Source organism: Streptomyces cinerochromogenes, assembly GCF_014648635.1.
In the GTDB taxonomy this organism is placed as follows: Bacteria; Actinomycetota; Actinomycetes; order Streptomycetales; family Streptomycetaceae; genus Streptomyces; species Streptomyces cinerochromogenes.
Map to the genome: position 1 here is coordinate 36,301 of NZ_BMRM01000015.1, position 25,394 is coordinate 61,694.

The window sequence follows — 25,394 nt, forward strand, 5'->3', positions numbered from 1 at the left end:
TGGTCCGTCCGGGCAGGGTGCTGACCTGGAGTCGCCGCGGGGCGGGGGAAGGTTGCCCCACCCGAACTACGGCCGGTCCAACAGGGTCGCCCAGTCCTGGTCCGCGGCCCAATCGGCGAAGCGGGACCAGCCGACCTCCGGGTGGGCGCGGCGCAGGCCGGGGACGTCGACGGGGAGGCCGGCGTCGGTGAAGTAGGCGAACATCGCCGCCAGGTCGGCGGAGTGGGTGCGGACCTGGGCGAGGGGGACCTCCTGGTGGATGACCGGGCGGCCGAGGGCGGTGGTGAGGGCGGCCGCGATCTGCGCGGGGGTGCACTCGTCGGAGGCGATGTCGATCCGGTGGCCCGCGAAGTCGTCCCGGCGGCCGAGGACCAGCGCGGCGAACGCGCCGATGTCGGCGGCCGGGACGAGGGTGAGCGGCCGGTCGGCCGGCATGGGCCAGGCGAAGACGCCGGCGCGCAGTCCGTCGAGGCTCCAGCCGGTCGCGAAGTTGTCCATGAACGCGGCCGGCGCGATCACCGTCCAGGGCGGCCCGGAGGCGCGCAGGTGCTGTTCGACCGCCCACTTGCTCTCGTAGTGCGGGATGCCGGTGCCCCGGTCGGCGTGGGCGGCGGAGGTGAGGACGACATGGCCGAGGCGGGCCCGGGCTGCGGCGTCCACGAGGGCCGTGCCCTGCCGGATCTCGGTGGTGGTGTCCGTGCCGAAGGGGGTGGTGACCGCGAAGAGCCCGTCGGCGCCGGCGAGGGCCGCGTCGAGGGAGGCGCGGTCGTCGAAGTCGGCGTGCCGGACCTCTGCTCCCGCCGCGCGCAGGGCGTCGGCGGCGGGTGAACCGGGCCGGCGGGTGAGGGCGCGGACGCGGTGGCCGGTGCCCAGCAGGGCGCGGGCGGTGGCCCCGCCCTGGGCGCCGGTGGCGCCGGTGACGGCGATGGTGAGCATGGGGGTCCCCCTGACGGATAGGATTACTGCGTGACGCATTTGCTGCGTCGCGCAGCAGAATAGACAGAGTTCGCTGCGTCGCGCAGTTGTTTTTGCGAGGACCCAGGGAAGGAGCCCGCCGTGCCAGACCCCGACCGCGCCCGCCTCTACGAGGAGCTGGCCCTGGAGTCCCGGCGCTACCTGGCCGCGTACGTGCTGTTCAACCAGGCCGTCGCCGACCACCTCGGGCTGCACCCGACCGACGTCCAGGCCCTGAGCCTGCTGACCGCCGAACCGGAGCCGCTCACCGTCCGCCAGATCGCCGACCGCACCGGGCTCACCACCGGCTCGGCCACCCGTCTCGTGGACCGGCTGGAGCGCGGCGGCTACGTCGCCCGCACCCCCGACCGGCAGGACCGCCGCCGGGTGCTGGTCACCCCGGTCCCCGAGCGGACCGCCCGCGTCACCGCGCTCTGGGACGACCTCGGCCGGACCTGGCAGACCCTTCTGGACGACCACAGCGAGGACGAGCTGAGGGCGATCACCCGGCACATGCGCCGGGCGCACGACCTCAGCCACACCCAGATCGAGCGCCTGCGGACCATGCCCGAGCCGGACTGAGCCGGACTGAGCCGTGCCGGGCCGGACCGAGCCGTGCCGGGCCGGACCGAGCCGGGCCGAAGTCCGGCCGCCGGATCAGCCGGCCGACGGCTCCTCGGGCTCCGGCGTCCCCGCCGCCTCGTGGTTCTCAGGCCTCTCCGGCGGCGGCGTGGGCGCCCCCGGCAGCCGGACCGTCGCCACCGTGCCGCCGCCCTCCGCGCGGGCCAGCGTGACCACGCCGCCCGCCTGCTTCACCGTACGGGCGACGATGGACAGCCCGAGGCCGGAGCCGGGCAGGGCGCGGGCGCTGGGGGAGCGCCAGAAGCGGTCGAAGACGTGCGGCAGCTCGTCCTCGGCGATGCCGGGGCCGTGGTCGCGGACGGTGAGCACGCCTCCGTCCAGCCGCACCTCGACCGTGCCGCCCTCCGGGCTGAACTTCACGGCGTTGTCCAGGATGTTGACGACCGCCCGCTCCAGCGCGGACGGCTCGGCCCGGACGAACCACGGCTGGAGGTCCGCGCTGATCGACAGCTCGGGACCGCGCAGCCGCGCCCGGCGCAGGGCCGCCTCGACGGTGTCCTGCAGGGCGACCACCTGGACCCGCTCGCCGCGCTGCCCCTCCGAGCGGGACAGCTCCTGGAGGTCCCCGATCAGCGCGGCCAGTTCGGTCATCTGCGCCTTCACCGAGGCGAGCAGCGCCTTGCGGTCCTCCGGCGGCAGGGGGCGGCCCGTCTCCTCGCTGCGGGTGAGGAGTTCGATGTTCGTCCGCAGCGACGTCAGGGGGGTCCGCAGTTCATGGCCGGCGTCCGCGATCAGCTGCTGCTGGAGGTCGCGGGAGCTGGCCAGCGAGGCGGTCATCGAGTTGAACGACCGCGACAGCCGGGCCACCTCGTCCTCGCTGAGGTCCTCCACGGGGATGCGGATGGTCAGGTCCTCGGTCCGGGCGACGTGCTCCACGGCCTCGGTCAGCTTGTCGACGGGGCGCAGTCCGGCCCGCGCGACCGCGAGGCCCGCCGCCCCGGCGCCGACGACGCCGACGGCGGACACCAGGAGCAGGATCAGGGCGAGGTCGTTGAGGGTCTTCTGCGTGGTCTTCAGCGGTACGGCGATGAGCACACCGACGTTGGGCCCGCGCCCGCCGCTCATGGTCGCGGTGGGGCCGACGGGCTTGGTGAGCACCCGCAGCTCGTTGCCCTCGTCGTCGGTGCCGTTGCGGAAGTACAGGATGTCGGGGGCGAGGTCCTTGATCTCCGTCCTGTCGGCCTGGGTCACCCTGATCTTGCCCGAGGCGCCCCCGAAGAGGCAGACCTTGCCGTCGTCCGTGACCACCTGGGAGTACCTGTCCCGCAGGAGGAAGCTGCCCGCCTGCGGTGTCTCCGTGCAGTTGTTGAGGGTGAACTCCAGCTGGTCCGTCTGCGCGGTGTTCCGCAGGGACTTCTGCAGGTCCTGGTCGAGCTGGTTGTAGAGCTTGCGCTCCACGATGAACCAGCACGTCACCGAGACCGCCGCCACCGCGAACGCCACCGCCGCCGCGACCAGCATCGCCAGCCGTGCCCTCAGCGGCAGCGCCCGGTACCGGCGCGCCAGCTGGTTCACTCGGCGCCGCCCTGCCTCAGGACGTAGCCCACCCCGCGCACGGTGTGCACCAGGCGGGGCTCGCCGCCCGCCTCGGTCTTGCGGCGCAGGTACATGACGTAGACGTCGAGGGAGTTGGAGGAGGGCTCGAAGTCGAAGCCCCAGACGGCCTTCAGGATCTGCTCACGGGTGAGGACCTGGCGCGGGTGGGCCATGAACATCTCCAGCAGGGTGAACTCCGTGCGGGTCAGTTCGACCGGCCGGCCGCCACGCGTCACCTCCCGGGTCGCGAGGTCCATGCGCAGGTCTCCGAAGGTGAGCGCCTCGTCCTCCTGGGCCTCGGCGGACACCGCCGCCGCGTAGGAGCTGCGGCGCAGCAGGGCGCGGATGCGGGCGAAGAGTTCGTCCAGCTCGAACGGCTTGACGAGGTAGTCGTCCGCGCCCGCGTCCAGGCCGGTGACCCGGTCGCCGACCGTGTCGCGGGCGGTGAGCATCAGGATCGGGGTGGTGTCGCCCGCACCCCGGATGCGGCGGGCCGCCGTCAGGCCGTCCATGCGGGGCATCTGGATGTCCAGCACGACCAGGTCGGGCCGGTAGGCCGTGGCCTTGTCCAGGGCGTCCGCGCCGTCGACGGCGACCTCGGTGTCGTACCCCTCGAAGGCGAGGCTGCGCTGGAGCGCCTCGCGTACGGCCGGCTCGTCGTCGACGATCAGGATGCGCTGGGGGTCACGGTCGCCTTCGGCGGGGCTCATCGCTCGCTTCCTCGGGGTGCGGGGACGGGTGTCTCTCAGCGTGCCATGTCGGGGCGCCGGGGACACACGGGGCGGTCGGGCGGCCTCCGGCCGGGCGGCCCCGGTGGTCGGGTGGCCACCGGGGGTCGGGCCGTCGCCGCGGTCAGGCGGCCACCGTGGTCAGCCGGTGCAGCGGGACCTTGCGGCGGTGCGGCCGGGCGGCGGAGGTGCGCAGGCCCATCAGCTGGGGGACCGGCGTCACGGTCGGCTGCTTGGGGGCGCGGGGCGCCGGAACGGGCACGTGCAGTTCGGAGGCGATGGACAGGGCCAGGGTGAAACCGGCCGGGCCGCGCTCGCTGAACCGGTGGGGAACGTGCTTGATCATGACCTGCTCCTTGCACTGGTGTGTTGCTAACTGCCGGAGCCCGCCCGCAGCTTGGCCAGGTCGGACTTGACGGTGTCGATGGGGATGGCGAACCCGAGGCCGATGCTGCCCGCGTCCGAGGACGAGGAGGCCTGCGAGGCGGAGGAGTACATCGCGGAGTTGATGCCGATGACGTGCCCGCTCGCGTCTATCAGGGCGCCGCCGGAGTTGCCGGGGTTCAGGGACGCGTCGGTCTGGATGGCCTTGTAGGTGGTGGTGGACGAGCCGGTGTCGCCGTTGAACTCACGGCCGCCGAACTGGAACGGCCACTGCCCGTCGCCGCCGTCCTGGCCCTGACCCTGGCTCTCGTCGGTGGAGACGGTGACGTCCCGGTCCAGGGCGGAGACGATGCCGCTGGTGACCGTGCCGGTCAGGCCCTCGGGGGAACCGATCGCGACGACCGTGTCGCCGACCTGGACGCCGCCGGAGTCACCGAGCGCGGCCGGCTTCAGGCCGGATGCGCCCCGCAGCTTGATCAGCGCGAGGTCCTTGGAGCTGTCGGTGCCGACGACCTCGGCGGCGTAGCTGCTGCCGTCGCTGGTGCGCACCTTGACCGAGGTGGCGCCGGAGACGACGTGGTTGTTGGTGACGATCTCGCCGTCCGACGTGATGATCACCCCGGAGCCGGTGGAGGAGCCGCCCGGCAGCGTCGCGTTGATCTCGACCACGCTCGGGGTGACCGCGGCGGCGATCGCGGCGACGTCGCCCTTCTTGCTCGACGGCACCACGGTGGTGCTGCTGCCCGCGGTGGCGACCGTGTCCTTGCCGGTCAGCTCCTGGAAGGCGTACGCCGTGCCGCCGCCGACCGCCGCCGCGACGATCGCGACCGCGGCGAGCAGGCCCACCGGGCCCCGGGTCCGCTTCTTCTTCGGCCCGGGAGCCGTGGCCGCCGGCTCATACGGCGGCGGGGGCGGCCACTCGGGGTTCACGGGGGCGGAGTAGGAGTGGTGCGGCTGCTCGTACATGCCCTGGCTCTCGGTCATGGGAAAAGCCTCCCCCGTGACCATGAGAGCTTCCTGAGTGTGCCCTGAGAAGCCCGGCAGAACCTCGTTTGCCCGATATAAAGACGCGCCCGGAAGCGCCGGAAGGGGCGCGGGGCCGGTTCGACAGGCGGCTCCGTCGCGGGCCGCGACGCGCGGAGCTACACGCTCGGCCCAGCCCGCGGAGCTACACGCAGCCGCAGCTCGTCCGCACCACCAGCCGCGAGGGGAACGTCTTCAGCCGCTCCCGCCGGGACCCGGCGACCCGCAGTCCGTCGTCCAGCACCAGGTCGACCGCCGCCCGGGCCATCGCCGAGCGGTCGGAGGCGACCGTGGTCAGCGGCGGGTCGGCGAGCGCGGCCTCCTTGATGTCGTCGAAGCCGGCCACCGCCAGCTCCCCGGGCACGTCGATGCGCAGCTCGCGCGCGGCCCGCAGCAGGCCGATGGCCTGGTCGTCGGTGGAGCAGAAGATCGCCGGCGGCCGGTTCGGCCCGGACAGGACGTCCAGGGCCACGCGGTAGGCGTCGTAGCGGTTGTACGGCGCTTCGAACAGCCGGCCCTCGATGGTGAGACCCGCCTCGGCCATGGCCCGCTTCCAGCCCTCGACGTGGTCGGAGACGGGGTCGCCGACGGCCGGCGTCTGCGCCGTACCGCCCATGCAGGCGACGTACTCGTACCCGTGTTCGAGCAGGTGGCGTACGGCGAGCTGGGCACCGCCGAGGTCGTCCGTCACCACGGCGACGTCGTCGATGGCCTCCGGGCGCTCGTGCAGCAGCACCACCCGGGCGTCCCAGGCGTCGATCTCGGCGGCGGCGAGGTCGTTCAGGGCGTGGGAGACGAGGATGAGGCCCGAGACGCGCATACCGAGGAAGGCGCGCAGGTAGTGGACCTCGCGCTCGCCGATGTAGTCGGTGTTGCCGACCAGGACCATCTTCCCGCGCTCGGAGGCGGCCTGCTCGACCGCGTGCGCCATCTCGCCGAAGAACGGCTGGCGGGCGTCCGGGATGATCAGGCCTATCAGGTCCGTCCGCCGGGAGGCCATGGCCTGGGCGACCCGGTCGGGCCGGTACCCCAGTTCCTTGATCGCGGCGAGGACACGCTCGCGCGTGGCCGGGGCGACCGGCCGGGGTCCGTTGTTGATGACATAACTGACGACGGCGGTGGAGGTTCCAGCCAGCCGTGCCACGTCATCCCGAGTCACCTTGGCCACGCGCGGAGTCTACGCGGATTGACCGGCTCTGGGCAGGGCGTATCACGTGGCGGCCGGGCGAGGACGCCACGGGAGGACCAGGTCCGCCCGAGCGCCGCTCACGCGCTCCCGTGCCCCGGCTACGCCTCGGCGTGGACCTCGCTGCCGTCCAGGACGGCGGTCGCGTCCGCATCCTCCGGCTTTGCCCGGCCGGCCTTGGCCTTGGCGTCCCCGGCGGAGCGGTCGGACTTGTCGGCGGAGCGGTCGGGCTTCTCGGGGGTGACGAACCGGTAACCGACGTTCCGGACGGTTCCGATCAGCGACTCGTGCTCGGGGCCGAGCTTGGCGCGCAGCCGCCGTACGTGCACGTCGACGGTCCGGGTGCCGCCGAAGTAGTCGTATCCCCACACCTCCTGCAGCAGCTGGGCGCGGGTGAAGACGCGGCCCGGGTGCTGGGCGAGGTATTTGAGCAGCTCGAACTCCTTGAAGGTCAGGTCCAGGACCCGTCCCTTGAGCTTGGCGGAGTAGGTGGCCTCGTCCACGGACAGGTCGCCGTTGCGGATCTCCATCGGCGAGTCGTCGTTGACGATCTGCTGGCGCCCCATGGCGAGCCGCAGCCGCGCCTCGACCTCCGCCGGACCGGCGGTGTCCAGCAGGACGTCGTCGATGCCCCAGTCGGCGGTGACGGCGGCGAGGCCGCCCTCGGTGACGACGAGGAGCAGCGGACAGCCGGGGCCGGTGGACCGCAGCAGCTGGCACAGGCTGCGGACCTGGGGCAGGTCGCGGCGGCCGTCGACCAGGATGACGTCGGCACCCGGGGTGTCGACCAGGGCGGGGCCCTCGGCGGGGGCCACCCGCACGTTGTGCAGCAGCAGGCCGAGCGCGGGCAGCACCTCCGTCGACGGCTGGAGGGCGTTGGTCAGGAGCAGCAGAGAACTCATACGTCTGGTTCCTCCTCGGTCCCTGCGAGGACTGTGCGGACGGGCACTGCTCTGCGATCCCGAAGGCCCCGTACACCGGCGGTCACCTGAGGTTTCCCGCTTCGTATACAACGCTTCCGAAAGCACAAAAGGACCCGGGGGCTACGCTGCCCGAGTCCTCTGCCCAGCAGAATAGCCCACATGAGCAACCGTCCGGCAGGTGATGCGGCCCGTTCCACCGTTCGTCCGAATTCCGAGACAGGCAGACGAGGCCCTATGCGGACGTTTCTGTGCACGCTCGACGGAATTCCGATCGATTCCGTATACGATCCGGCGGCCGCCGTATACGAAACCCTGCCGGACGCCTCCCCTCCACCCTCCCGTGACCTGGTGTTCGTGATCGCGCACGGCTTCACCGGGGACGTGGACCGGCCGCACGTGCGCCGTGTGGCGGGCGTCCTGCGCGGCTACGGCGCGGTCGTCACCTTCTCCTTCCGCGGCCACGGACGCTCGGGCGGCCGTTCCACCGTCGGCGACAAGGAGGTGCTGGACCTCGCCGCCGCCGTGGAGTGGGCCCGCGGCCTGGGGCACACCCGCGTGGTGACCGTCGGCTTCTCCATGGGCGGCTCGGTGGTCCTGCGGCACGCGGCGCTGTACGGCGGCACGGACGCCGTCGTCTCCGTCAGCGCCCCGGCCCGCTGGTACTACCGCGGCACGGCCCCCATGCGCCGCCTGCACTGGCTGGTCACCCGCCCCGAGGGCCGCCTGGTCGGCCGCTACGGCCTGCGCACCCGCATCCACCACCGGGACTGGGACCCGGTCCCGCTCTCCCCGGTCCAGGCGGTCCCGGAGATCGCCCCGACCCCTCTCCTGATCGTGCACGGCGACCGGGACGGGTACTTCCCCCTCGACCACCCCCGGATGCTCGCCGAAGCGGCCGGTGACCACGGCGAACTCTGGATCGAGGCGGGCATGGGCCACGCGGAGCACGCGGCCGGCGACGCCCTGATGGCCCGGATCGGGCACTGGTCGGTGTCGGCGGCGGGCTAGCCTGCCCCACACTGTTCTTATCTTTCTCTTGGATTGTTCTTGTCCCCTGCCGTCGATTGAGGAATCAGATGCCCCAGGTCACGGTGCGCTACTGGGCCGCCGCCAAGGCCGCGGCCCAGGTCGCCGAGGAGCCGTACGAGGCGGACACGCTGGCCGACGCGCTGGCCTCCGTGCGTGCGCAACACCCCGGCGAACTCACCCGCGTGCTGCAGCGATGCTCCTTCCTCGTCGACGGCGACCCCGTCGGGACCCGCGCGCATGAGACGGTACGGCTGGCCGAGGGCGGCACGGTCGAGGTGCTCCCGCCGTTCGCAGGAGGGTGAGCGATGACCGACCAGCCGTATCAGGGCGGCCCCTACGAGGGCTACGACCCCTACCAGCAGCAGTGGCCCGCGCACGACCAGCAGTACGCGCAGGCACCCGGCCACGACCCGGAACTCACCCAGCAGTGGCAGGGCCAGACCTGGGAGACCCAGACGCACGCGCCGGTACGGGCGGCGGAGACGGCGTACCTGCCACGACAGGAACAGCAGCAGGCGTACGCACAGCACCAGCAGCAGTACCAGCAGCCACAGCAGTACCAGGAGCCGCAGCCGCAGTACCAGCAGCCGCAGCCGCAGTACCAGCAGCCGCAGCAGTACGCGGAGCCGTACGCGGAGGCCTACCCGGAGCCGCGGGCGGCCGCGTACGCGCAGGCACCCGCCGAACCGGCACAGCCCACGGCAGCCCCGCAGGCAGCCCCTCAGGGAGCCCCGCAGGCTGAACCGGACGCGGCGGGCCCGGCGGACGAACCGTCCTACGGCCCCGCCACCCTCGCCGGCAACGCACGCATCACCGACGCCCAGCGGGCCCGCCTGGAGGGCCGTTCCCCGATCATCGAGCCCGGCATGCAGCCGGCGCTGCTCACGGCCGTCCTGGGCCTGCTGCTGGCCGCGGCGGCGCCGGTCGCCTCGTACGCCCTCGTCGTACCGCTGGTGGTGCTCCAGGCGGTGACGGCGGCGGGCTGGTTCCGGCTGAACGGCATGTGGCCCGCCCGGCAGGGCATCGCGCTGGCGTTCGCGGGCGCGCTCACGTCGGACGTGGCGCTCCTGGCGGCCGGCCGGGAGCACGCCCTGCCGGCCATCCTGGGCCCGCTCGGCCTGTGGGTCCTGCTCTCCCTGGTCCTCCAGCTGCGCTCGCACGCCTCGCCGGACGAGCGGATGTACGGCCTGATGGCGACGGTCGCCTCGGCGGCGCTCGCGGTCCTGGCCACGGGCTACCTGGCCGCCGACCCGCACGCGGTCTCGGTCGGCGCGGCGGCGGTCGCGGTGGCCGTCCTGGCCCGTGCCCTGCCCCTGCCCACCCCCGTGTCGGTCGTGGCCGCCCTGCTGGCGGCGGCGGGCGCGGGGATCGTGGCGGGCGGCATGACGGACTTCGGCTCGAAGGGCGGCGCGCTGCTGGGCGCCGCGGCCGGGGCGTGCGCCCTGATCGGCCACCGCGTGGCGAGCTACGACTACCCGTCCCGCTTCGTCCACTTCACGGCCGGCGTGGCCCTGCCGCTGTCGGCGGCGGCCCCGGTGGTGTGGGTACTGGGGCGGGCGCTGGGCTAGAGCCCGTGCCGCACGGCGCTGCGCCGGACGGGCCGACGGGCACCGTCCGGCGCAGCGGCGTTTCCGGCTCCGGCCCGGCTCAGACCTGGTCGAGGGAGTGGTGGACGGGCCAGCGCTCGTGGCCGGGGCCGTCCAGCCACGCGTACTGCTTTTCCTTCTCGACGGTGAGCCCGAAGCGGGACACGTCCGGAGACCCCCGGTCCGCCCACCACCGGTAGGCGTCGCTCACCTCGTCCCAGAGCCGCCGGGGCCCTGACTGCCAGACGGAGGCGTGCCGCTCACCGTCGCGGAACATCACGCAGGCCCAGGACATGTCCGTCAGCCCGTAGAACCAGACCGGCCGGGCGCCGTCGCGCTTCTCCGCCACGGCCTGACGGCACCGCGGCACCCGGAGACCGAGCACGAACGGCAGGTCCGTGAACCGGCCTGTCACGAACTCCGCCTCGGTGAGGGGGGTCGTGCTCCGCTCGGCGCCGGCCAGGGGCCCCGCCGACAGGTAGTCGCCATGAGCGGCGGCGGGGTCCCGTTGCGCACGGAGCTTCATGAACTCCACGGACCGGATGAAGGACCCCGTGGCCACCTCTCCCTCGACCTCCAGGCGGACCATGGCGTCCCCGTTGCCGTAGGAGGTCCCCCAGGGAGCGAGGATCACCCCGCCGGACCGCGTCTGCCCGATCCACGCCGGAGGCACCCGGCGGATGCCGACGGTGGCCAGGACGCGGTCGTACGGAGCCGAGTCGGCATGCCCCTCGGACCCGTCGCCGACGACCACCTCCGGATACAGGCCGTGCCTGCACAGCCGCTCACGAGCGGACGCCGACACCGTCCCGTCCACCTCCACGGTCGTCACCCTGCCCGGCCCGAGCCGGTGGGTCAGCGCGCCGGCCGTCTCGCCGGTGCCGGTGCCGACGTCGAGCACCCGCATGCCCTCCGCCACGTCCAGGTCCTGGAGCAACGCGTAGACGACGGACGGCATCGACGAGGAGCTGGTGGCCAACTCGCCCGGTCCCCGGCCCCGGTGTGCGCCGTCGTCCCACTGGGTGACGATCGGTACGTCGCTGTCGGCGGCTGCGTACCAGGCGTCCGGATCCTCCCGCCGGTCGGCCGGGACGCTCGCGCGGGTCGTCATGTCGTACGGCCACATCAGGTCCGGCAGGAACAGGGCCCGGTCGACGGCCGCGAACGTCGGTGCCCAGTCCGAGGACAGCGCACCGGATCCCATGAGGACCCGCCCCAGCTCCTCGCGGCCGGGGCGGTCCCTGCGCAGGGCGTCGACGGTCACTTGCGGTGCTTCCCGTCCCCCTCCGGAGCGGAGCCGTCCGGACTCGGCGGCTCCTGCGGCGGCGTCCAGGGCTGACCGGGCACGTTGTCGTCTCCGTCGCCAGGGTCGGCGGACAGGTCGGTGCTTGCCCTCATGCCTTCTCTCCTTCACTCCGGTCGGTGCTCGACGGGCGACTCTCGGTAGCCCTCTCGATCAGCACGCTAGAGACAGCGGGGGCTTGACTCCGACGGGATTGCACGAGGTTGCACGCCAATCACCCGAGCCGGTCCATGGCGTCCGTGAGCAGAGCGCGAGCCTTGGCACCGTAGACGGCAAGCTTCGCCAACTCTGCGAAGGTGTCGGCGTACAGGGCGATTTCACTGGGCTGCGTGATCGTAAGGTAGCCGGAGACCAACTCCACATTGACCTGCGCCGTGTCGTAGATCCAGAACCCTTCGACCGGCCAGCGTTCCCGGTCCGGACGCATGGGAACGACTCCCAGGCTGACATTGGGTCGTGAGGACACCGCGATGAGGTGCCCGAGCTGCCCGATCATCACCTCGGGACCGCCGACTCCGGAACGGACCACCGACTCCTCGACAAGGAACGCGAACCGCCGCTCGCCTTCGCAGAGCACGCGCTGTCGCTCCATTCGGGCAGCCACCGCGTCGGCCACGTCGTCCGCGAGACCCCGCCGCCGCTGGATCGCTTGCAGGGCTGCCGTCGTGTAAGGCCGTGTCTGGATCATGCCGGGCACGAGCCATGAGGAGTACGACCGGAAACGACGGGTCCGCTGGTACAGGGGCAGGCGGGCTTCCTGCGCCTGTTTCAGTCCGGCCCGCTCCATGCGCCGCCAGGTCACCCACATGCCTTCGGCAGTCCGCAGCGACGCGATCAGGTCCTCCGCCTGTTCCTCCGCGCCACACGCCTGGCACCACGCGCGGATGTCGTCGGCGGAGGGCGGAGTACGTGCGTTCATGATCCGAGAGGACTTGGACCGGCTCCACCCGCAGCGCTCGGCGAGTTCGGCCCCGGTCAGGCCGGCATCCCGGCAGAGATCCGCGAGACGGGATGCGAGAGCCTGCCGGGCTTGCTGGGCACTGGACGAGGGGGAATACGCCATGGCGCGCGACTCAGGCGGGTCGGTACTCCGCGTGGGGGATGGCGCGTTCCCACGCCGCTTCGTACGCCCTTGCGTACTGAGCGGCCAGTGCCGAGTCGTTGCAGACCTCCATGCGTGGGCCGGTCCACTGACCCTCGCCACTGAAGTGGTGAAGGATCACGGTCTCCTCATCCATGACCCATCCGTCCAACGCGGGCAGGAGAAGATCACGCGCCCGCGACCGGGGCAGCCAACGTACGTCTTCACCAGCCTCGACGTTCGTGAACGTGCCGTCATACTCGTACCGGACGTAGTCGCTCAGTGGCTCGGAGACCACGCGCAGACGTCGCATGACCACACCCCGGCCCGTCGCCTCGGCCACCACGTCCAGCCACGGCCGCCACCATGAACCCCGGTCGGCGGGGTCGTAGCGGTGCCCCTGTTGCCAGCGGATGAACTCAGGGTCGTCCCGCATGTAGCTGTCCCGCATCTCCAGATGCAGGGCTGAGCGCTGTGCCTTGGCGAGGGCTTCACGTACCGCTGTTGCCACAGTCGTCGTCCTTGCTGCCGTCGTCCTCGTTACTGGCTTCGCCCACCGCCGTCTCCACATCTTCCGGCCGGGGGATGAACTGGAGCATGTTGGCGGGCAAGCGGATCACAGTCTCGTGTTGCGGAATGTCCGTCGAGTGACCAGGCACAGATCCGACTTCCTGCGCCTCGCGGACGGTCGCCTCGTCGGCCTTCCAGGACTGGATGATCAGATCGCCCGTAGTCTCCTCGAGCCAGATCGTGGGCGATCCGTCGTCCGGGGTGTTCGGCCAGATCCCGAGGAACTTCAGGGCCATCGCGCGCTCCTTCACGGAGTGGGGTCCACCGATGCGGACGAGCCTCGCCTCGGGCATGAGGCAGCATCAAGAGCGCACGGAATCACCGGCGGTGGCGCTTGACTCCGTCCACGAACGCCGCCCATGCGTCCGCGCCGAAGACCAGGGCGCCGCGGGAGGGGGCCTTGCTGTCGCGGACGGGGGCGAGGGAGGGGAGGTTGTCGGCGACCTCCACGCAGTTGCCGCCGTCCGAGTTGCTGTAGCTGCTCTTCCGCCACGTCAGCTGGGTCAGGTCGATGACTCGCACGGCACTTCCTCCAACATCCGCAGGATGAACTTGAGCGACTTGTCCGGGGACAAGGCCAAGTCGCGCACCGCATCATATGTGCGGTGGTAACGCTCAACCTTGCTGGTTTCCTCGACCAGTTCGCCGCGTACGTCGTTCTCGACGTAGGCCACGGTACGGCCGCCGAGCAGCCTCAGGAACATGACGTCGGTGCTGTCCAAGCCATGGAGCCCGGCGCCGAACGGCAGCACGTGCAGGCTGATGTTCGGCTGCCCCGCAGCCTCTGCCAGGCGCATCAGCTGCCCCCGCCACTCCTGTGGGTCGCTCAGCGAGTTTCGTAGAACTGCCTCTGAGAGGATGACGCGGAACGGTGGCGGGTCGTCCCTCTCCAGCACCTTCCGTCGTCCGGTTCGCGCCTCGACCTGCTGTTCCAGCTCGTCACCGTTGAGGCCTCCCGCAGCGAGCGCTTCACGGGCGTACCCCGCTGTCTGGAGAAGTCCCGGCGGCCTGCTCACGGAGTACTGCCACAGACTGGTCGCCTCGGCCTCCAGCATCATGTACCGCCGATACTGCTCCTTGAACTGCGTGGGATCCGCCACCGCCAGCTCCCATAAGGTCACCAGCAACCCCGGCGTCCCATAGAACTGATCCAGCGCCTGTACGACCTCCGGCCCGCCCAGCGTCTGGCCGTTCTCCATCTTGCTGAACAGGGACGAGTCCCAGCCCACCTGCTTCGCAAGCTCCCGCAGGCTCAGCTTCCGCTCCGTCCTCAGCCGCCGTAGCTCCTCGGCGAATCGCTCCCTCGGTTCCTGGCTCCGCCCTGTCACCATCGATCGCTGCGGCATCGCGCTCCTGTTGAATTTGTTGAATTTGGCAGGCCCAGCGTTGAATTTGGGCCGCTCAACAGCCCGGACGCCCTTCCCGTGCGCCATGCTCTTAAGCACCGCCTGAACACGCAGCGTAGCTGCGGCTTCGCGCTGCGCACATGCGTTCTTGGAAAGGAGCTGGCCGCATGAACCACGAGCCGGGACACCTGCTCTACGACCCCGCCACCGACAAGGTCGGCGAGTACCGGGACCGAGCCGGTCCCTACGTGATGCTGCGCCCCGTCGGCGGGGGAGCGGAGTGGCAGGCCGATCCGCGGGCGGTGCGCCCGGCGACGGACCGGGAGCGGCTCGGGGCGGGTGTGCGGGCGGCCAACCACCGCGCGCGGAGCCTGCCGTCGCTGCCGCCGCCGCTGGACGAGGCCAGCAGGCCGCCGCGGCCCGTGCCCGGCTGTGCCGCCTGCCTGGAGCTGGCGGAGCGGCGGGAGGCGGCGCGGGTGGCGTACGACCGCAGTGCGGAGAGCGACGCCAACGTCCTGCTGCGCCAGCACCAGCGGACGGAGCACCGCGCATGACGGCCGGGGGGCACGCCGGGTCCCCGGAGGAGGCGCTGTGGCTGGGCTACGCGGTCCCGCCGTTCCATCCCGCGTACGCGTACGCGTCCGGGGCGCGCGGCCCGTCGGACGCGCCCGTCGCCGACCCCGTGCCGCCGGCCCCCGCGCCCGCCCGCGTTCCCGTGCCCCCTTCGGTCCGGCCCCGTCGTCGGCGCGGGATGTCCGACGGTGCCGCCGTGAGCGGGCTGCTCGCCGTCCTCTGCGTGGCCTCGCTGCTCGCGGCGATCGGGCTGGCGGCCGTACGGGCGCGGTGCTGACGGGGTCCGGTGGGAAAGCCGAAGGGCCGCACCCCCCACTGGCGTCCAACCCAGGGGATGCGGCCCTCAGCCGTCACAGAGCCCGCGCGGGGGCCTCACTCAGACCGCGATGGCAACCTCGGCCAGGCCGCCCTGCTGGGCGACGACCGTGCGGTCGGCGGTGGCGCCCGGCACCAGCGCGCGCACGGTCCACGTGCCCTCGGCCGCGTAGAAGCGGAACTGGCCGGTCGCGGAGGTGGGGACCTCCGCGGTGAACTCGCCGGTCGAGTCGAGGAGACGGACGTAGCCCGTCACCGGCTCGCCGTCGCGGGTCACCTGGCCCTGGATCGTGGTCTCACCGGGCTTGATCGTCGAGGCGTCGGGGCCGCCGGCCTTCGCTCCGCACATGTGCAAACTCCTTGAGGGGTAAAGGTCGGAGAGGTCTTACTTGTTGGCGCCGAGCTCGATCGGCACGCCGACGAGGGAGCCGTACTCGGTCCAGGAGCCGTCGTAGTTCTTGACGTTCTCCACGCCGAGCAGCTCGTGCAGCACGAACCAGGTCAGGGCCGAGCGCTCACCGATGCGGCAGTAGGCGATCGTGTCCTTGGCGAGGTCGACGCTCTCCTCGGCGTAGAGGGCCTTCAGCTCCTCGTCCGACTTGAACGTGCCGTCGTCGTTGGCGTTCTTCGACCACGGGATGTTGCGGGCGGTCGGGACGTGGCCCGGGCGCTGCGACTGCTCCTGCGGGAGGTGGGCCGGGGCGAGCAGCTTGCCGGAGAACTCGTCGGGCGAGCGGACGTCGACCAGGTTCTGCGAGCCGATCGCGTTCACGACGTCGTCGCGGAAGGCGCGGATCGAGGTGTCCTGCGGCTTGGCCTTGTAGTCGGTCCTGGCGCGCTCGGGGACCTCGTCGCCGGCGACCAGCTCGCGGGCGTCCAGCTCCCACTTCTTGCGGCCGCCGTCGAGGAGCTTGACGTTCTCGTGGCCGTACAGCTTGAAGTACCAGTAGGCGTACGACGCGAACCAGTTGTTGTTGCCGCCGTAGAGGATCACCGTGTGGTCGTTGGCGATGCCCTTCTCCGACAGGAGCTTCTCGAAGCCCTCCTGGTCGATGAAGTCACGGCGGACCGGGTCCTGGAGGTCCTTGGTCCAGTCGATGCGGATCGCGTTCTTGATGTGGTTCTTCTCGTAGGCGGACGTGTCCTCGTCCACCTCCACGATCGCGATGGTCGGGTCGTCCAGGTGGTCCTGGAGCCAGTCGGCGTCGACCAGGACGTCGCTGCGGCTCATGCTCTTTCTCCTCCGGGGCAGTCGCGGCGGGGCGTGCGAGTAGAGAGGGGGCGCGCTCGGGGTCCGAGCGGCGCACGGATGCCCTGACGGCAGGGCGGGAGACGCGGAAGTAGAGCTTCCGCTCAGAAGGGGCGACAGAGCATGGCGGCAACGCGGCACAGGTCCACTGCCCGCCGCTTCGTGAGATCCGCCTGTCGCTTCATGGGGCCGATCGTAGGGACGTCCGGGCGGACATGTCACCGGCGTGTCATATGGCGAGACGCGATCGTCCGTATGGCGGTACAGAAAAAGCGCCCGGAGGGTCGTTGGACGGCCCCGGGCGCTCGCGCACCCCCTCGCATCTACGGTACGGACGTGATCGTCTCGCCAGTCGGACAGGTCGGTCGGACAGGTCGGTCGGACAGGTCGGTCGGACCGGCAGTCGGTCGGCCGGACGGACCGGCCGGCCCTCGGCGCTCGCCTACCCGGCGAGCTTGACGTCCGAACCCTTCACGGTGATCTCCACGCCGTCCGGCGCGGCCTGCACCTTGTCCAGCGTGATGCCGCCGGGCAGCTGGTCGATGGCCTGCTGGAAGTCGGTGATCTCCCGGATGCGGTTCTCGGCGATCGCGGCGGCGCCCAGCTGGGGCAGCGAGTCCGCGTGCACCTCGACCTTGTTGTTCACCACGCTGACCGAGCTGAGCACGGACACGGTCTGCTGGAGGCCGAGGGAGGAGACCGTCCCCTCCACCTTGACCTTGATCTTCCCGTTGCCGCCGTCGGAGAGGCCGACGACCCGGGCGGTGACGCCGGGGGCGACCTCGGTCGGCTCGGCCTTGGCCGTCTTCAGCAGTTCGGCGTAGGAGACCGTCGCGGTGCCGGTCGCGGTGGCCGCGGTGGCCGAGCTGTAGTCGCCGGAGAACTCGACACCCTTCATGTCGGCCTTCAGGTCGTCGATCCGGATGGTCTTGCCGGGCTTGCCGGTGGCCGCCTCGTAGTTCTTGATCTTCACTTCGACGTCGTCCAGGGAGCCGCCCGCGACCTGGGTGAGGAACGGGAAGCCCTTGATGTCCACGTCCGGGGTCGAGGCCAGGTTCTCGGTCGACTTCAGCTTGTCCGCCGCCTCGCCCTCGGCGAAGTGCACGGCGACCCGGTCCACGACCACGAAGAGTCCGCCCAGGATCACGACGATGATCAGCAGTATTCGCAGGGCGCGCATGTGGTGGTTCCCCCGGTCGGCGACGGTTCGGTGTCTTCTGTGTCTACGGTGACTACGGTGCTCGGATGCGACGGTGGCCGAATGCGACGGTGTTCGGTGATCGGCGCTTCTACGCCACGGTAACCCTGCCGGGCCCCGGCGAAGGGGAATTGTGGATCAGTTGTGACAGGGCCCGCCGGTCCTACCCTGTAGGTATGTACGCCCGGCGACGGCACGTCTACTTCGCCATGATGGGGGTCTGCATCGGGCTCTTCGTCCTGGCCTGGGGTGTCGTGCGCCTGTGGTCGGTACCGGCGGCCGTCGGCATGTGCGTCGTCGCCATGGTCATCCCGCCGGTCGCCGCGATGATCGCCAACCGCCGGGGGCCGGAGGACCGCTGGTGGGACGACCCCTCCGGGGACCCGCAGTCGGACGAGTGGTGGGACGAGCTGGACGGCAAGAAGCGCCCGCGGCCGTAGCCGGGCGGGCCGTCGGCCACAGGTCCGGGGTACGCGCCCCCCGTCACCGGCCGGCGCGGCTCAGTAGACGAGCGCCTGCGTCTCGTCGGCCAGGGACTCCTGCACGAACACCTGCGCGCCCGCGATCCGTACGCCCTCGATGACGTCCTTCTCCGTGATCTCCCGGCGCGCGGCGCACTGCGTGCACAGGGTGATCCGCCCGCCGGCCAGGATCGACTCCAGCAGGTCCGGCAGCGGAGCGGCGTGCGGCAGCTCGAACTCGGCGGCGCGTCCCGGCAGCGCGAACCAGGAGGACTCCCCGGTCAGCCACAGCGAGACCTCGACCCCGCTGGCCACGGCCACCGCGGCCACCGTGAACGCCTGCGAACACCGCTCGGGAGCGTCCGCCCCGGCCGTCACCTTGATCACGAGCTTCTTCGCCATGCGGGAAGCGTAGCCCTCCCGCGGGCGGCGCCCCTCGCACGGAGCGCCCGGCCCCGGCCGCGTAAGCTGGGCAGCGGCTCTGTCGTTCGCCCACCCCCGCTCAAGGAGCACCCGTGGAGATCTTCTTCGAAACCCTGCTGGTCCTGGTCTGCGTCGGCGTGCTCGCCTTCGCCGGTCTGACCGTGAAGAAGCTGTACCAGGGCCAGCGCTGACCCACCTCTAGGAAAGCTTCCGCTCATGATCGAGATCCCGTCCGACCTGCACAAGGACCTCGTCCCGCTCGCCTTCCTGCTCGGCAACTGGGCCGGCGCGGGCGTGCACGACTTCCCCGGCTCCGAGAAGTGCAACTTCGGGCAGGAAGTCAGCTTCAGCCATGACGGCCGGGACTTCCTGGAGTACCACTCGTACACCTGGGTGCTGGACGAGAACGGCAACAAAGTCCGCCCGCTGGAGTCGGAGCACGGCTTCTGGCGGATCGACGCCGGCCGCAAGGTCGAGGTGACGATGACCCGCGACGACGGCGTCATCGAGATCTGGTACGGCGAGATGGCCGACAAGAAGCCGCAGATCGACCTGGTGACGGACGCCGTCGCCCGCACCGCCGGCTCGGAGCCCTACAGCGGTGGCAAGCGGCTGTACGGCTACGTCAAGAGCGACCTGATGTGGGTCGGCGAGAAGCAGACCCCCGAGGTCGCGCTGCGCCCCTACATGTCGGCCCAGCTGAAGAAGGTCGTCACCCCGGAGGACGTCGAGCGCTGGGCGAAGGCCCTCCCGGACGACCTGCCGGACGACGGCATCGCCTTCTTCAAGTGAGCCGTCTGCGCCGGTAGCTCTAGACTCGTCGGTGTGGTGAGCACCGACTGGAAGAGCGACCTCAGGCAGCGCGGCTACCGACTGACGCCGCAGCGGCAGCTTGTCCTCGAAGCCGTGGACACCCTTGAGCACGCGACCCCCGACGACATCCTCGTGGAAGTGAGGAAGACGGCGTCGGGGGTCAACATTTCCACCGTCTACCGGACGCTGGAGCTGCTGGAGGAACTGGGCCTGGTCAGCCACGCCCACCTCGGGCACGGTGCCCCGACCTACCACCTGGCCGACCGCCACCACCACCTCCACCTGGTCTGCCGGGACTGCGAGAACGTGATCGAGGCGGACGTCGAGGTGGCCGCGGAGTTCACGGCCAAGCTGCGGCAGCAGTTCGGCTTCGACACCGACATGAAGCACTTCGCGATCTTCGGCCGGTGCGAGGACTGTCTGCTGAAGAGTTCAACTACCACGTCGTAGGCTGGCGGTATGAAGAGCCCCCTGCTGTCCCTGCCCGGCGCCGTCCCCGCCGAGGGCGTGGACGAAGGTGTCGCCGCCCACTACGGCGACCTGTTCCGCGAGCAGCGCGCCCTCGCCGACGGCACCGGTTTCGTCGACCTGTCCCACCGCGGTGTCATCACCGTCAGCGGCGACGACCGGCTGAGCTGGCTGCACCTGCTGCTCACCCAGCACGTCAGCGAACTGCCCGCCGGCGAGGCCACCGAAGCCCTGGTCCTCTCCGCGCACGGGCACATCGAGCACGCGCTGTACCTGGTGGACGACGGGACGACCGTCTGGGCGCACGTGGAGCCCGGCACCCAGGACGCGCTGGTCGCGTACCTGGAGTCGATGAAGTTCTTCTACCGGGTCGAGGTCGCCGACCGCACCGGTGACATCGCCGTGGTCCACCTGCCCGCCGGTTCGATCGCCGAGGTCCCCGACGGGGTCGTCGTACGCGAGACGGCGTACGGCCGTGACCTGTTCCTGCCGCGCGCCGAGCTGGAGTCCTACGCCGCGACCCACGGCCCCGCCGCCGGCCTGCTCGCCTACGAGGCGCTGCGTGTCGAGCACCACCGCCCGCGCCTCGGCTTCGAGACCGACCACCGCACCATCCCGCACGAGCTGGGCTGGATCGGCACGGCCGTCCACCTCCAGAAGGGCTGCTACCGCGGCCAGGAGACGGTCGCCCGCGTCCAGAACCTCGGCAAGCCGCCGCGCCGCCTGGTCTTCCTCCACCTCGACGGCAGCGAGGTCCACCTCCCGGCCCCCGGCACCGAGATCCGCCTCGCGGACGAGGGCCCGGACGGCCGCAAGATCGGCTTCGTGACGACCTCGGCCCGCCACCACGAGCTGGGCCCGGTGGCCCTGGCCCTGGTCAAGCGGAACATTCCCGTCGACGCGCGGCTCCTGGCCGGGGAGACGGCGGCGGCGCAGGAGGTCGTGGTCGAGCCGTAGGCGCACGCCCGCGGGCGTGTCCCGCGGGCGGCGGCCGGAGCGCTCGGCGGGCGCCGCGGCACCGTCCGACGCCGCTTCCGGGGCTTCGCGGCTCACATCTCCAGCAGCACCGTGAACGGGCCGTCGTTGGTCAGCGACACCCTCATCTGCGCGCCGAAGCGGCCCGTCGCCACCGTGGCGCCCAGGGCGCGCAGCTGGGCCACCACCTCGTCCACCAGGGGCTCGGCGACCTCGCCGGGGGCCGCCGCGTTCCAGGTGGGGCGGCGGCCCTTGCGGGCGTCGCCGTAGAGGGTGAACTGGCTGACGACGAGGAGCGGGGCGGCGATGTCGCTGCACGACTTCTCGTCGTGGAGCATGCGGATCGTCCACAGCTTGCGGGCCAGCTGGGCCGCCTTCTCCTTGGTGTCCTCGTGGGTGACCCCGACCAGGACGCACAGGCCCTCGCCCTCGATCTCGCCCACCGTCTCGCCGTCCACGACGACGCTCGCGCCGTCCACCCTCTGCACCACCGCACGCATGCGGACCATCATGCCCGGTACCCCGCACCGGCCCGCACGGGGCCCAATATGGATCTGTTGGCGCGCATCTAGGGCCGTTCGGGGGCACTCGGTCACATAGCGGCCGGTTGGGGTGGCACGATGCTTCCCACACGCCGGTCGAGGGGACGGTCAGAAGCACATGAGCACACCGAGTACCAGCGGGCGGCTGGGGACGCAGGGGACGTACCGGCCGCCCGCCCAGCGCGCCGAGGCCGACCAGGACCCGGCGCCGCCCGCCGGGCCTCCCGAGCCCGAACTGGCCCGGCTGAGCCTGCCCGAGCTGCGCGCGCTGCGCCGCGACGCCCAGCGGGACGAGGCGGACCTCAGCTATGTGCGGCGGCTGCTCCAGGGGCGGATCGACATCCTGCGCGCGGAGCTGGGCCGGCGCGGGCGGGCGTCCGTGCCGGCGCCGGTCGACGGGTCCGTGGTGGACCGGCTCGCGGAGATCCTGAAGGACCCTCCGGCCCGGCAGCGCTCCTCGGCCCGCCATGTCACGCTCGGCACGCCGCACAACGAGGAGTACCGGCAGCTGGCCGCCGAGATGCTCGCCGAGGTCGAGCTGTCCGATCTGACCGCGCGGACCGATCTGGAACTGAGCGCCGCCATGGGGCGGTTGGTCCGGTACGAGCAGGAGGTCTCGCGGTGCCGCCAGCGGTTGCAGCGCACGGCCGACGACTGCAGCGGGGAGATCGCGCGCCGGTACCGGGTGGGCGAGGCACAGGTGGACGATCTGCTGACCTGACCTGACCTGACCGGCCGGCGGGGGCGGACGAGAGGGCGCCGCCTCATGGGAGGCCGGCGCCCTGTTCATCCGTAGCGAGCTGTTCAGTTGTGGCTGTGCGATGTCGGTATTCAGATGTCGCTGTTCAGTTGTGACTGTGCGTTCCGGTGGCCGCCCCCTGTCCGGGCTCCCGGCTCCCCTCCGGAAGGGAACCCGGTCGGCCAACCACTGGGAAGCTCGACCATGTCCCACAAGTTGGCTGCCAACTTCACTGTACTTATCTCCGTTGGGATGCGGCTTATAACCAGCTGCAGGAGAACTGCCGGAAGTTGGCGCGAAGTTGTACGGTTTGTTCGTGGACCCGGAGCACGCCTCCGCCAGTGGGCGGACGAAGCCCCAGCGGCACCGTTCGTCCCACCGTGAGATCGCCGACGAACTGCGCAGCCGGATCAGGTCCGGTGTGCTGCGGCCGGGCGAGCGCATGCCCACGCAGGCCAAGCTGGCCGACGAGTTCGGTGTCGAACGCGGTGCGGTGCGGCAGGCCTTGCGCATCCTGCAGTCGGAGCATCTGCTCACCAACGTTTCCAAGGGCAGCCCCGCCACGGTGGCGGGCGTAGCGGGGCCCGTCCGCCCTCCGGCGGGCCCGGCCGCGCCGCCCCAGCCGACCATGGTGGGCCTCGCCCCGCGCATCGCCGCCGCGTTCGCCGCCCCGCACGTGCGCATCGACGCGCTCTGCCTGACCTCGGTCTCGCTCACCCTGGCGGTCGGCGAGCCGCTGCGACAGATCCACGCGGGACGGCTGAAACCGGCCAAGATCGACGTCCGGTTGCTGCTGCCCAGCCGGGACATCGACCTCGCCTTCCCGACGCCGGTGGACGCCGACGACGGGGGCCTGCTGCACCGGCGCTGGCTGTCCCAGCGCAACGCCCAGGGCCTGGTGCTGCGGCAGAACCTGCTGGCGCTGTGCACCACGCACGGCGTCGACGTACGGGTCTCCTTCCGGGCCCTGCCCTTCACCCCGCCGGTGAAGCTGTACCTGCTCAACGGCTCCGAGGCGCTGTTCGCGTACTACACGCTGGGCCGCCGGGAGCGGGAGATCGGGCAGGAGCACGTGGAGACGTACGACGCCGACGGCACCCGGTCGATGCTGTTCGCCTTCGAGGGGCGGGCCGGGCGGCGGGACGCGTCCTTCGTGGAGCAGTCCCGGCTGTGGTTCGACGCGCTGTGGGAGACGATCAGCTCGGACCTGGTGCTGACGTCGTAGCGCGGAGAGCCGACGCCGTGGCGTGGTGCCGGCGCCGTGGCGCCCTGGCCGGTCCTACAGGGCGGGACCGGCCAGGAGGATCGCCAGCAGGACCGCGCCGGCCGAGCTGACGGCCGGGCTCTTGGCCCGCAGGCCGACGGTGAGCAGCAGCACGCCGACGATGCCGGCGGCCCCGAACCGCCACTCGACGGCCTGCTCGAAGCCGACGACGAGGAGGGCGGGGACGAGCGCGAGGACGGGCATGGACGTTCCCCCTTTCGGTCTGCCAACTCGACCAAGTTGGCAACCAACTCTGCTTAAGTTGTCCCCGCTTGGTAGTCATCCACAAACAACTTTCCAACAACTGCCTCCAGATGGATCAGGGTTGTAGCGTTTGGTCGTGACCCAGGAGAACGTGGCAGTGAACGGCAGCGGGCGGCTCACGCCCCAGCAGATCGCCGACACCCTGCGCGAACGCATCCGGACCGGCATCCTCCGCGTCGGTGCGCGACTGCCCACGCAGGCCGAGCTGGCCGAGGAGTTCGGCGTGGAGCGCGGTGCCGTACGCCAGGCCCTGCGCGTGCTCCAGGAGGACGGCCTGCTCAGCAACGTCAGCAAGGGCAGCCCGCCCCGGGTCGCCGGGCCGGCCCCCGCGCGCGAGGAGCCGCAGCCCACCATGGTGGCCCTCGCGCCCCGGCTGACCGAGGCGTTCTCCGTGCCGCACGTGCGCATCGACGCCGTCTGCCTGACCGCGCAGAGCCTGATCCCCGCCCTCGGCGAGCCGCTGCGCCTGATCCACGACGGCCGGCTCAGGCCCGAGCGGATCGACGTCCGCGTCCTGCTGCCGTCCCGGGACATCAACCTGGCCTTCCCGGTCCCGGTCGACTCCGGCAGCGCCGACGGCGCCGTCCACGAGCGCTGGCTGGCGATGCGCAACGCCCAGGGGCAGGTGCTCCAGTACAACCTCCAGGCCCTGCGCGGCACCCACGACATCGACGTCCACGTCACCTTCCGGGCCCTGCCGTTCACCCCTCCGGCCAAGCTGTACCTGCTCAACGGCGCGGAGGCGCTGTTCGCGTACTACATGGTCGAGCGCCGCGAGGAGCCCACGGAGAGCGGAATGCTGGAGATGTACGACACCCTCGGCTCCGAATCGCTGCTGTTCTCCTTCGAGAAGCGGGCGGGGCAGCGGGACGCGGCGTTCGTGGAGCAGTCGCAGATGTGGTTCGACGCCCTCTGGGAAACCATCACGACGGACCTGACACTCTCCTAGTGACTTCTGATGCGACTTCTGATGCGCCTTCTGTTGCGAGTGAGAACGAGAAGCTTCGGGAACTGATCACATCGGTCCGGGTCGTGCTGTGGGACTTCGACGGGCCGATCTGCCGGCTCTTCGCCCGGCACCGCGCCGAGCGGGTGGCCGCCGACCTGGTCGACTGGCTGGAGCGGCAGGGCCTGCGCGGGCTGCTCAGCGAGACCGAACGGGAGACGCTGGACCCCCAGGTGGTGCTGCGTGCCGTGGGACGCCGGCGGCCGGGCAGCGACCTCGTCGCCGGCCTGGAGGAGCGCCTCACCCAGGAGGAGCTGCGGGCCGCCGCCTCCGCGCTGCCCACCGCCTACGCCGACCCGCTCATCCGCACCTGGACGGCCGTCGGCGCCCGCCTGGCCGTCACCACCAACAACTCGCCCCGCGCCGCCCGCACCTACCTCGAATCCCGGGGCCTGACTGGCTGCTTCGCCCCTCACCTGTACGGCCGTACCGAGCACCTGCACCATCTCAAGCCGCACCCGCACTGCCTCAACCGGGCGCTGAACGCGATGGGCGCCGCCCCCGACGCCGCCCTGATGATCGGCGACTCCCTCGCGGACCTGGCGGCGGCCCGCGGCGCCGGGGTGCCCTTCCTGGGCTACGCGCGCGACGCGGGCAAGGAGAAACACCTGCGGGCGGCGGGCGCGCGACACGTCGTCCAGTCGCTGGAGCCGCTGTTGCGGCTGCTCCGGAGGGGACGTCCGGTCGGCTAGCATTCGGCTCGTCCGAGTCACCGCTCGGGGCGCGTGCCCATGTCCGTGGCGCACGCGCGTGTTCGTGCGTAGGGAGCGGCGACGGCCGGTCCTCGGGCGCCCGCCGGGCACAGACGAGTGG

General features: G+C 71.5%; 35 protein-coding genes. 14 read left to right on the forward strand and 21 right to left on the reverse strand.

Annotated features, from left to right (window positions below):
• Positions 1-66: 66 nt before the first annotated feature.
• Positions 67-936 (reverse strand): NmrA/HSCARG family protein, encoded by an 870-nt coding sequence (locus tag IEZ20_RS26850; protein WP_189303306.1) that lies wholly within the window; start codon positions 934-936, stop codon positions 67-69.
• A 120-nt stretch (positions 937-1,056) separates the two neighbouring features.
• Between IEZ20_RS26850 and IEZ20_RS26855 the strand changes: the two genes are divergently transcribed.
• Positions 1,057-1,536 carry a MarR family winged helix-turn-helix transcriptional regulator gene (locus IEZ20_RS26855; RefSeq protein ID WP_189303308.1) on the forward strand — a complete coding sequence of 160 codons (480 nt, stop codon included), beginning with the start codon at positions 1,057-1,059 and terminating at the stop codon, positions 1,534-1,536.
• 75 nt (positions 1,537-1,611) lie between these two features.
• Here IEZ20_RS26855 and IEZ20_RS26860 read toward each other — a convergent pair whose 3' ends face one another.
• From IEZ20_RS26860 to IEZ20_RS26885, 6 genes are all read right to left on the reverse strand, one after another.
• Positions 1,612-3,111, reverse strand: coding sequence for a HAMP domain-containing sensor histidine kinase (locus IEZ20_RS26860; RefSeq protein WP_189303310.1), 1,500 nt, complete (start codon positions 3,109-3,111; stop codon positions 1,612-1,614).
• Positions 3,108-3,842, reverse strand: a complete 735-nt coding sequence (locus IEZ20_RS26865) for a response regulator transcription factor (protein ID WP_189303312.1) — start codon at positions 3,840-3,842, stop codon at positions 3,108-3,110. The genes IEZ20_RS26860 and IEZ20_RS26865 overlap by 4 nt, the downstream gene beginning before the upstream one ends.
• A 142-nt stretch (positions 3,843-3,984) precedes the next feature.
• Positions 3,985-4,206: a hypothetical protein gene (locus IEZ20_RS26870; RefSeq protein ID WP_189303314.1), complete on the reverse strand. Its 222-nt coding sequence runs from the start codon at positions 4,204-4,206 to the stop codon at positions 3,985-3,987.
• Positions 4,207-4,232: 26 nt separating this feature from the next.
• On the reverse strand, positions 4,233-5,228 hold the full coding sequence (locus IEZ20_RS26875; protein ID WP_189303316.1) for a S1C family serine protease: 996 nt from the start codon (positions 5,226-5,228) through the stop codon (positions 4,233-4,235).
• A gap of 184 nt (positions 5,229-5,412) precedes the next feature.
• Entirely contained in the window at positions 5,413-6,435 is a 1,023-nt protein-coding gene (locus tag IEZ20_RS26880) for a LacI family DNA-binding transcriptional regulator (RefSeq protein WP_189303318.1), read from the reverse strand.
• A 119-nt stretch (positions 6,436-6,554) separates the two neighbouring features.
• Positions 6,555-7,355, reverse strand: a complete 801-nt coding sequence (locus IEZ20_RS26885) for a winged helix-turn-helix transcriptional regulator (protein WP_189303320.1) — start codon at positions 7,353-7,355, stop codon at positions 6,555-6,557.
• A 180-nt stretch (positions 7,356-7,535) separates the two neighbouring features.
• On the opposite strand from IEZ20_RS26885, the gene IEZ20_RS26890 reads away from it, so the two are divergent.
• From IEZ20_RS26890 to IEZ20_RS26900, 3 genes are all read left to right on the forward strand, one after another.
• On the forward strand, positions 7,536-8,384 hold the full coding sequence (locus tag IEZ20_RS26890) for an alpha/beta hydrolase (protein WP_189303322.1): 849 nt from the start codon (positions 7,536-7,538) through the stop codon (positions 8,382-8,384).
• A gap of 68 nt (positions 8,385-8,452) precedes the next feature.
• The gene (locus tag IEZ20_RS26895) at positions 8,453-8,707 is read left to right on the forward strand and encodes a MoaD/ThiS family protein (RefSeq protein ID WP_189303325.1); all 255 of its coding nucleotides are present in this window, start codon (positions 8,453-8,455) and stop codon (positions 8,705-8,707) included.
• A 3-nt stretch (positions 8,708-8,710) separates the two neighbouring features.
• The gene (locus tag IEZ20_RS26900) at positions 8,711-9,973 is read left to right on the forward strand and encodes a hypothetical protein (protein WP_189303327.1); all 1,263 of its coding nucleotides are present in this window, start codon (positions 8,711-8,713) and stop codon (positions 9,971-9,973) included.
• Positions 9,974-10,052: 79 nt separating this feature from the next.
• Here IEZ20_RS26900 and IEZ20_RS26905 read toward each other — a convergent pair whose 3' ends face one another.
• The 7 genes from IEZ20_RS26905 to IEZ20_RS26935 form a co-directional block, all read right to left on the reverse strand.
• Complete coding sequence (locus IEZ20_RS26905; protein WP_229896277.1) at positions 10,053-11,255, reverse strand: methyltransferase domain-containing protein; 1,203 nt, start codon at positions 11,253-11,255, stop codon at positions 10,053-10,055.
• On the reverse strand, positions 11,252-11,389 hold the full coding sequence (locus IEZ20_RS26910; protein WP_189303329.1) for a hypothetical protein: 138 nt from the start codon (positions 11,387-11,389) through the stop codon (positions 11,252-11,254). The genes IEZ20_RS26905 and IEZ20_RS26910 overlap by 4 nt, the downstream gene beginning before the upstream one ends.
• A 119-nt stretch (positions 11,390-11,508) precedes the next feature.
• The gene (locus IEZ20_RS26915) at positions 11,509-12,357 is read right to left on the reverse strand and encodes a helix-turn-helix domain-containing protein (protein ID WP_189303331.1); all 849 of its coding nucleotides are present in this window, start codon (positions 12,355-12,357) and stop codon (positions 11,509-11,511) included.
• A 10-nt stretch (positions 12,358-12,367) separates the two neighbouring features.
• Positions 12,368-12,886 (reverse strand): DUF6879 family protein, encoded by a 519-nt coding sequence (locus IEZ20_RS26920; RefSeq protein WP_373303969.1) that lies wholly within the window; start codon positions 12,884-12,886, stop codon positions 12,368-12,370.
• The gene (locus tag IEZ20_RS26925; RefSeq protein WP_189303333.1) at positions 12,867-13,181 is read right to left on the reverse strand and encodes a hypothetical protein; all 315 of its coding nucleotides are present in this window, start codon (positions 13,179-13,181) and stop codon (positions 12,867-12,869) included. The genes IEZ20_RS26920 and IEZ20_RS26925 overlap by 20 nt, the downstream gene beginning before the upstream one ends.
• An 82-nt stretch (positions 13,182-13,263) precedes the next feature.
• The gene (locus IEZ20_RS26930; RefSeq protein ID WP_189303335.1) at positions 13,264-13,467 is read right to left on the reverse strand and encodes a DUF397 domain-containing protein; all 204 of its coding nucleotides are present in this window, start codon (positions 13,465-13,467) and stop codon (positions 13,264-13,266) included.
• Entirely contained in the window at positions 13,449-14,291 is an 843-nt protein-coding gene (locus IEZ20_RS26935) for a helix-turn-helix domain-containing protein (RefSeq protein ID WP_189303660.1), read from the reverse strand. Before IEZ20_RS26935 ends, IEZ20_RS26930 begins: the two co-directional genes overlap by 19 nt.
• A 167-nt stretch (positions 14,292-14,458) precedes the next feature.
• Here IEZ20_RS26935 and IEZ20_RS26940 point away from each other — a divergent pair, with 167 nt between their 5' ends.
• Both IEZ20_RS26940 and IEZ20_RS26945 read left to right on the forward strand, forming a co-directional pair.
• Entirely contained in the window at positions 14,459-14,845 is a 387-nt protein-coding gene (locus tag IEZ20_RS26940) for a hypothetical protein (RefSeq protein WP_189303337.1), read from the forward strand.
• Entirely contained in the window at positions 14,842-15,141 is a 300-nt protein-coding gene (locus IEZ20_RS26945; protein WP_189303339.1) for a hypothetical protein, read from the forward strand. The genes IEZ20_RS26940 and IEZ20_RS26945 overlap by 4 nt, the downstream gene beginning before the upstream one ends.
• A gap of 99 nt (positions 15,142-15,240) precedes the next feature.
• On the opposite strand, the gene IEZ20_RS26950 is transcribed toward IEZ20_RS26945, so the two are convergent.
• From IEZ20_RS26950 to IEZ20_RS26960, 4 genes are all read right to left on the reverse strand, one after another.
• Positions 15,241-15,528 carry a DUF1416 domain-containing protein gene (locus IEZ20_RS26950; RefSeq protein ID WP_010351646.1) on the reverse strand — a complete coding sequence of 96 codons (288 nt, stop codon included), beginning with the start codon at positions 15,526-15,528 and terminating at the stop codon, positions 15,241-15,243.
• Between the two features lie 36 nt (positions 15,529-15,564).
• Entirely contained in the window at positions 15,565-16,410 is an 846-nt protein-coding gene (locus IEZ20_RS26955; RefSeq protein ID WP_189303341.1) for a sulfurtransferase, read from the reverse strand.
• A 122-nt stretch (positions 16,411-16,532) separates the two neighbouring features.
• Positions 16,533-16,613, reverse strand: a complete 81-nt coding sequence (locus IEZ20_RS40760; RefSeq protein ID WP_350751515.1) for an Ms5788A family Cys-rich leader peptide — start codon at positions 16,611-16,613, stop codon at positions 16,533-16,535.
• A gap of 257 nt (positions 16,614-16,870) precedes the next feature.
• Positions 16,871-17,608 carry an LmeA family phospholipid-binding protein gene (locus IEZ20_RS26960; protein WP_189303343.1) on the reverse strand — a complete coding sequence of 246 codons (738 nt, stop codon included), beginning with the start codon at positions 17,606-17,608 and terminating at the stop codon, positions 16,871-16,873.
• 155 nt (positions 17,609-17,763) lie between these two features.
• On the opposite strand from IEZ20_RS26960, the gene IEZ20_RS26965 reads away from it, so the two are divergent.
• Positions 17,764-18,066 carry a DUF3099 domain-containing protein gene (locus IEZ20_RS26965; protein WP_256464778.1) on the forward strand — a complete coding sequence of 101 codons (303 nt, stop codon included), beginning with the start codon at positions 17,764-17,766 and terminating at the stop codon, positions 18,064-18,066.
• Positions 18,067-18,126: 60 nt separating this feature from the next.
• Here the strand turns inward: IEZ20_RS26965 and IEZ20_RS26970 are convergent, their stop codons facing one another.
• On the reverse strand, positions 18,127-18,489 hold the full coding sequence (locus IEZ20_RS26970) for a DsrE family protein (RefSeq protein WP_189303347.1): 363 nt from the start codon (positions 18,487-18,489) through the stop codon (positions 18,127-18,129).
• Positions 18,490-18,726: 237 nt separating this feature from the next.
• On the opposite strand from IEZ20_RS26970, the gene IEZ20_RS26975 reads away from it, so the two are divergent.
• From IEZ20_RS26975 to ygfZ, 3 genes are read left to right on the forward strand one after another with little or no spacing between them, the layout of a single operon-like run.
• Positions 18,727-19,302, forward strand: a complete 576-nt coding sequence (locus IEZ20_RS26975; protein WP_189303349.1) for a heme-binding beta-barrel domain-containing protein — start codon at positions 18,727-18,729, stop codon at positions 19,300-19,302.
• A 33-nt stretch (positions 19,303-19,335) separates the two neighbouring features.
• Complete coding sequence (locus tag IEZ20_RS26980; protein ID WP_189303351.1) at positions 19,336-19,773, forward strand: Fur family transcriptional regulator; 438 nt, start codon at positions 19,336-19,338, stop codon at positions 19,771-19,773.
• 9 nt (positions 19,774-19,782) lie between these two features.
• Positions 19,783-20,748, forward strand: coding sequence for a CAF17-like 4Fe-4S cluster assembly/insertion protein YgfZ (ygfZ, locus tag IEZ20_RS26985; protein ID WP_189303353.1), 966 nt, complete (start codon positions 19,783-19,785; stop codon positions 20,746-20,748).
• Between the two features lie 92 nt (positions 20,749-20,840).
• Here ygfZ and dtd read toward each other — a convergent pair whose 3' ends face one another.
• Entirely contained in the window at positions 20,841-21,266 is a 426-nt protein-coding gene (gene dtd / locus IEZ20_RS26990; RefSeq protein WP_189303355.1) for a D-aminoacyl-tRNA deacylase, read from the reverse strand.
• Between the two features lie 160 nt (positions 21,267-21,426).
• Between dtd and IEZ20_RS26995 the strand changes: the two genes are divergently transcribed.
• Complete coding sequence (locus IEZ20_RS26995) at positions 21,427-22,029, forward strand: RsiG family protein (protein WP_189303357.1); 603 nt, start codon at positions 21,427-21,429, stop codon at positions 22,027-22,029.
• Positions 22,030-22,357: 328 nt separating this feature from the next.
• Positions 22,358-23,272 carry a winged helix-turn-helix domain-containing protein gene (locus tag IEZ20_RS27000; RefSeq protein WP_189303359.1) on the forward strand — a complete coding sequence of 305 codons (915 nt, stop codon included), beginning with the start codon at positions 22,358-22,360 and terminating at the stop codon, positions 23,270-23,272.
• 54 nt (positions 23,273-23,326) lie between these two features.
• Here the strand turns inward: IEZ20_RS27000 and IEZ20_RS27005 are convergent, their stop codons facing one another.
• Positions 23,327-23,515: a hypothetical protein gene (locus tag IEZ20_RS27005; RefSeq protein ID WP_189303361.1), complete on the reverse strand. Its 189-nt coding sequence runs from the start codon at positions 23,513-23,515 to the stop codon at positions 23,327-23,329.
• Between the two features lie 130 nt (positions 23,516-23,645).
• Here IEZ20_RS27005 and IEZ20_RS27010 point away from each other — a divergent pair, with 130 nt between their 5' ends.
• Complete coding sequence (locus tag IEZ20_RS27010) at positions 23,646-24,524, forward strand: winged helix-turn-helix domain-containing protein (protein WP_189303363.1); 879 nt, start codon at positions 23,646-23,648, stop codon at positions 24,522-24,524.
• Positions 24,524-25,273, forward strand: coding sequence for an HAD family hydrolase (locus tag IEZ20_RS27015; protein ID WP_229896278.1), 750 nt, complete (start codon positions 24,524-24,526; stop codon positions 25,271-25,273). The genes IEZ20_RS27010 and IEZ20_RS27015 overlap by 1 nt, the downstream gene beginning before the upstream one ends.
• The last annotated feature ends 121 nt before the right edge of the window (positions 25,274-25,394 follow it).

What these genes read in the sequence shown, in the direction of transcription:
- IEZ20_RS26850 (WP_189303306.1), bottom strand. Translation starts at nt 936, where the DNA reads ATGCTCACCATCGCCGTCACCGGCGCCACCGGCGCCCAGGGCGGGGCC.
- IEZ20_RS26865 (WP_189303312.1), bottom strand. Translation starts at nt 3,842, where the DNA reads ATGAGCCCCGCCGAAGGCGACCGTGACCCCCAGCGCATCCTGATCGTC.
- IEZ20_RS26870 (WP_189303314.1), bottom strand. Translation starts at nt 4,206, where the DNA reads ATGATCAAGCACGTTCCCCACCGGTTCAGCGAGCGCGGCCCGGCCGGT.
- IEZ20_RS26875 (WP_189303316.1), bottom strand. Translation starts at nt 5,228, where the DNA reads ATGACCGAGAGCCAGGGCATGTACGAGCAGCCGCACCACTCCTACTCC.
- IEZ20_RS26885 (WP_189303320.1), bottom strand. Translation starts at nt 7,355, where the DNA reads ATGAGTTCTCTGCTGCTCCTGACCAACGCCCTCCAGCCGTCGACGGAG.
- IEZ20_RS26890 (WP_189303322.1), top strand. Translation starts at nt 7,536, where the DNA reads ATGAGCAACCGTCCGGCAGGTGATGCGGCCCGTTCCACCGTTCGTCCG.
- IEZ20_RS26895 (WP_189303325.1), top strand. Translation starts at nt 8,453, where the DNA reads ATGCCCCAGGTCACGGTGCGCTACTGGGCCGCCGCCAAGGCCGCGGCC.
- IEZ20_RS26900 (WP_189303327.1), top strand. Translation starts at nt 8,711, where the DNA reads ATGACCGACCAGCCGTATCAGGGCGGCCCCTACGAGGGCTACGACCCC.
- IEZ20_RS26910 (WP_189303329.1), bottom strand. Translation starts at nt 11,389, where the DNA reads ATGAGGGCAAGCACCGACCTGTCCGCCGACCCTGGCGACGGAGACGAC.
- IEZ20_RS26915 (WP_189303331.1), bottom strand. Translation starts at nt 12,357, where the DNA reads ATGGCGTATTCCCCCTCGTCCAGTGCCCAGCAAGCCCGGCAGGCTCTC.
- IEZ20_RS26925 (WP_189303333.1), bottom strand. Translation starts at nt 13,181, where the DNA reads ATGGCCCTGAAGTTCCTCGGGATCTGGCCGAACACCCCGGACGACGGA.
- IEZ20_RS26935 (WP_189303660.1), bottom strand. Translation starts at nt 14,291, where the DNA reads ATGCCGCAGCGATCGATGGTGACAGGGCGGAGCCAGGAACCGAGGGAG.
- IEZ20_RS26940 (WP_189303337.1), top strand. Translation starts at nt 14,459, where the DNA reads ATGAACCACGAGCCGGGACACCTGCTCTACGACCCCGCCACCGACAAG.
- IEZ20_RS26945 (WP_189303339.1), top strand. Translation starts at nt 14,842, where the DNA reads ATGACGGCCGGGGGGCACGCCGGGTCCCCGGAGGAGGCGCTGTGGCTG.
- IEZ20_RS26950 (WP_010351646.1), bottom strand. Translation starts at nt 15,528, where the DNA reads ATGTGCGGAGCGAAGGCCGGCGGCCCCGACGCCTCGACGATCAAGCCC.
- IEZ20_RS26955 (WP_189303341.1), bottom strand. Translation starts at nt 16,410, where the DNA reads ATGAGCCGCAGCGACGTCCTGGTCGACGCCGACTGGCTCCAGGACCAC.
- IEZ20_RS40760 (WP_350751515.1), bottom strand. Translation starts at nt 16,613, where the DNA reads ATGAAGCGACAGGCGGATCTCACGAAGCGGCGGGCAGTGGACCTGTGC.
- IEZ20_RS26960 (WP_189303343.1), bottom strand. Translation starts at nt 17,608, where the DNA reads ATGCGCGCCCTGCGAATACTGCTGATCATCGTCGTGATCCTGGGCGGA.
- IEZ20_RS26970 (WP_189303347.1), bottom strand. Translation starts at nt 18,489, where the DNA reads ATGGCGAAGAAGCTCGTGATCAAGGTGACGGCCGGGGCGGACGCTCCC.
- IEZ20_RS26975 (WP_189303349.1), top strand. Translation starts at nt 18,727, where the DNA reads ATGATCGAGATCCCGTCCGACCTGCACAAGGACCTCGTCCCGCTCGCC.
- ygfZ (WP_189303353.1), top strand. Translation starts at nt 19,783, where the DNA reads ATGAAGAGCCCCCTGCTGTCCCTGCCCGGCGCCGTCCCCGCCGAGGGC.
- dtd (WP_189303355.1), bottom strand. Translation starts at nt 21,266, where the DNA reads ATGCGTGCGGTGGTGCAGAGGGTGGACGGCGCGAGCGTCGTCGTGGAC.
- IEZ20_RS26995 (WP_189303357.1), top strand. Translation starts at nt 21,427, where the DNA reads ATGAGCACACCGAGTACCAGCGGGCGGCTGGGGACGCAGGGGACGTAC.
- IEZ20_RS27005 (WP_189303361.1), bottom strand. Translation starts at nt 23,515, where the DNA reads ATGCCCGTCCTCGCGCTCGTCCCCGCCCTCCTCGTCGTCGGCTTCGAG.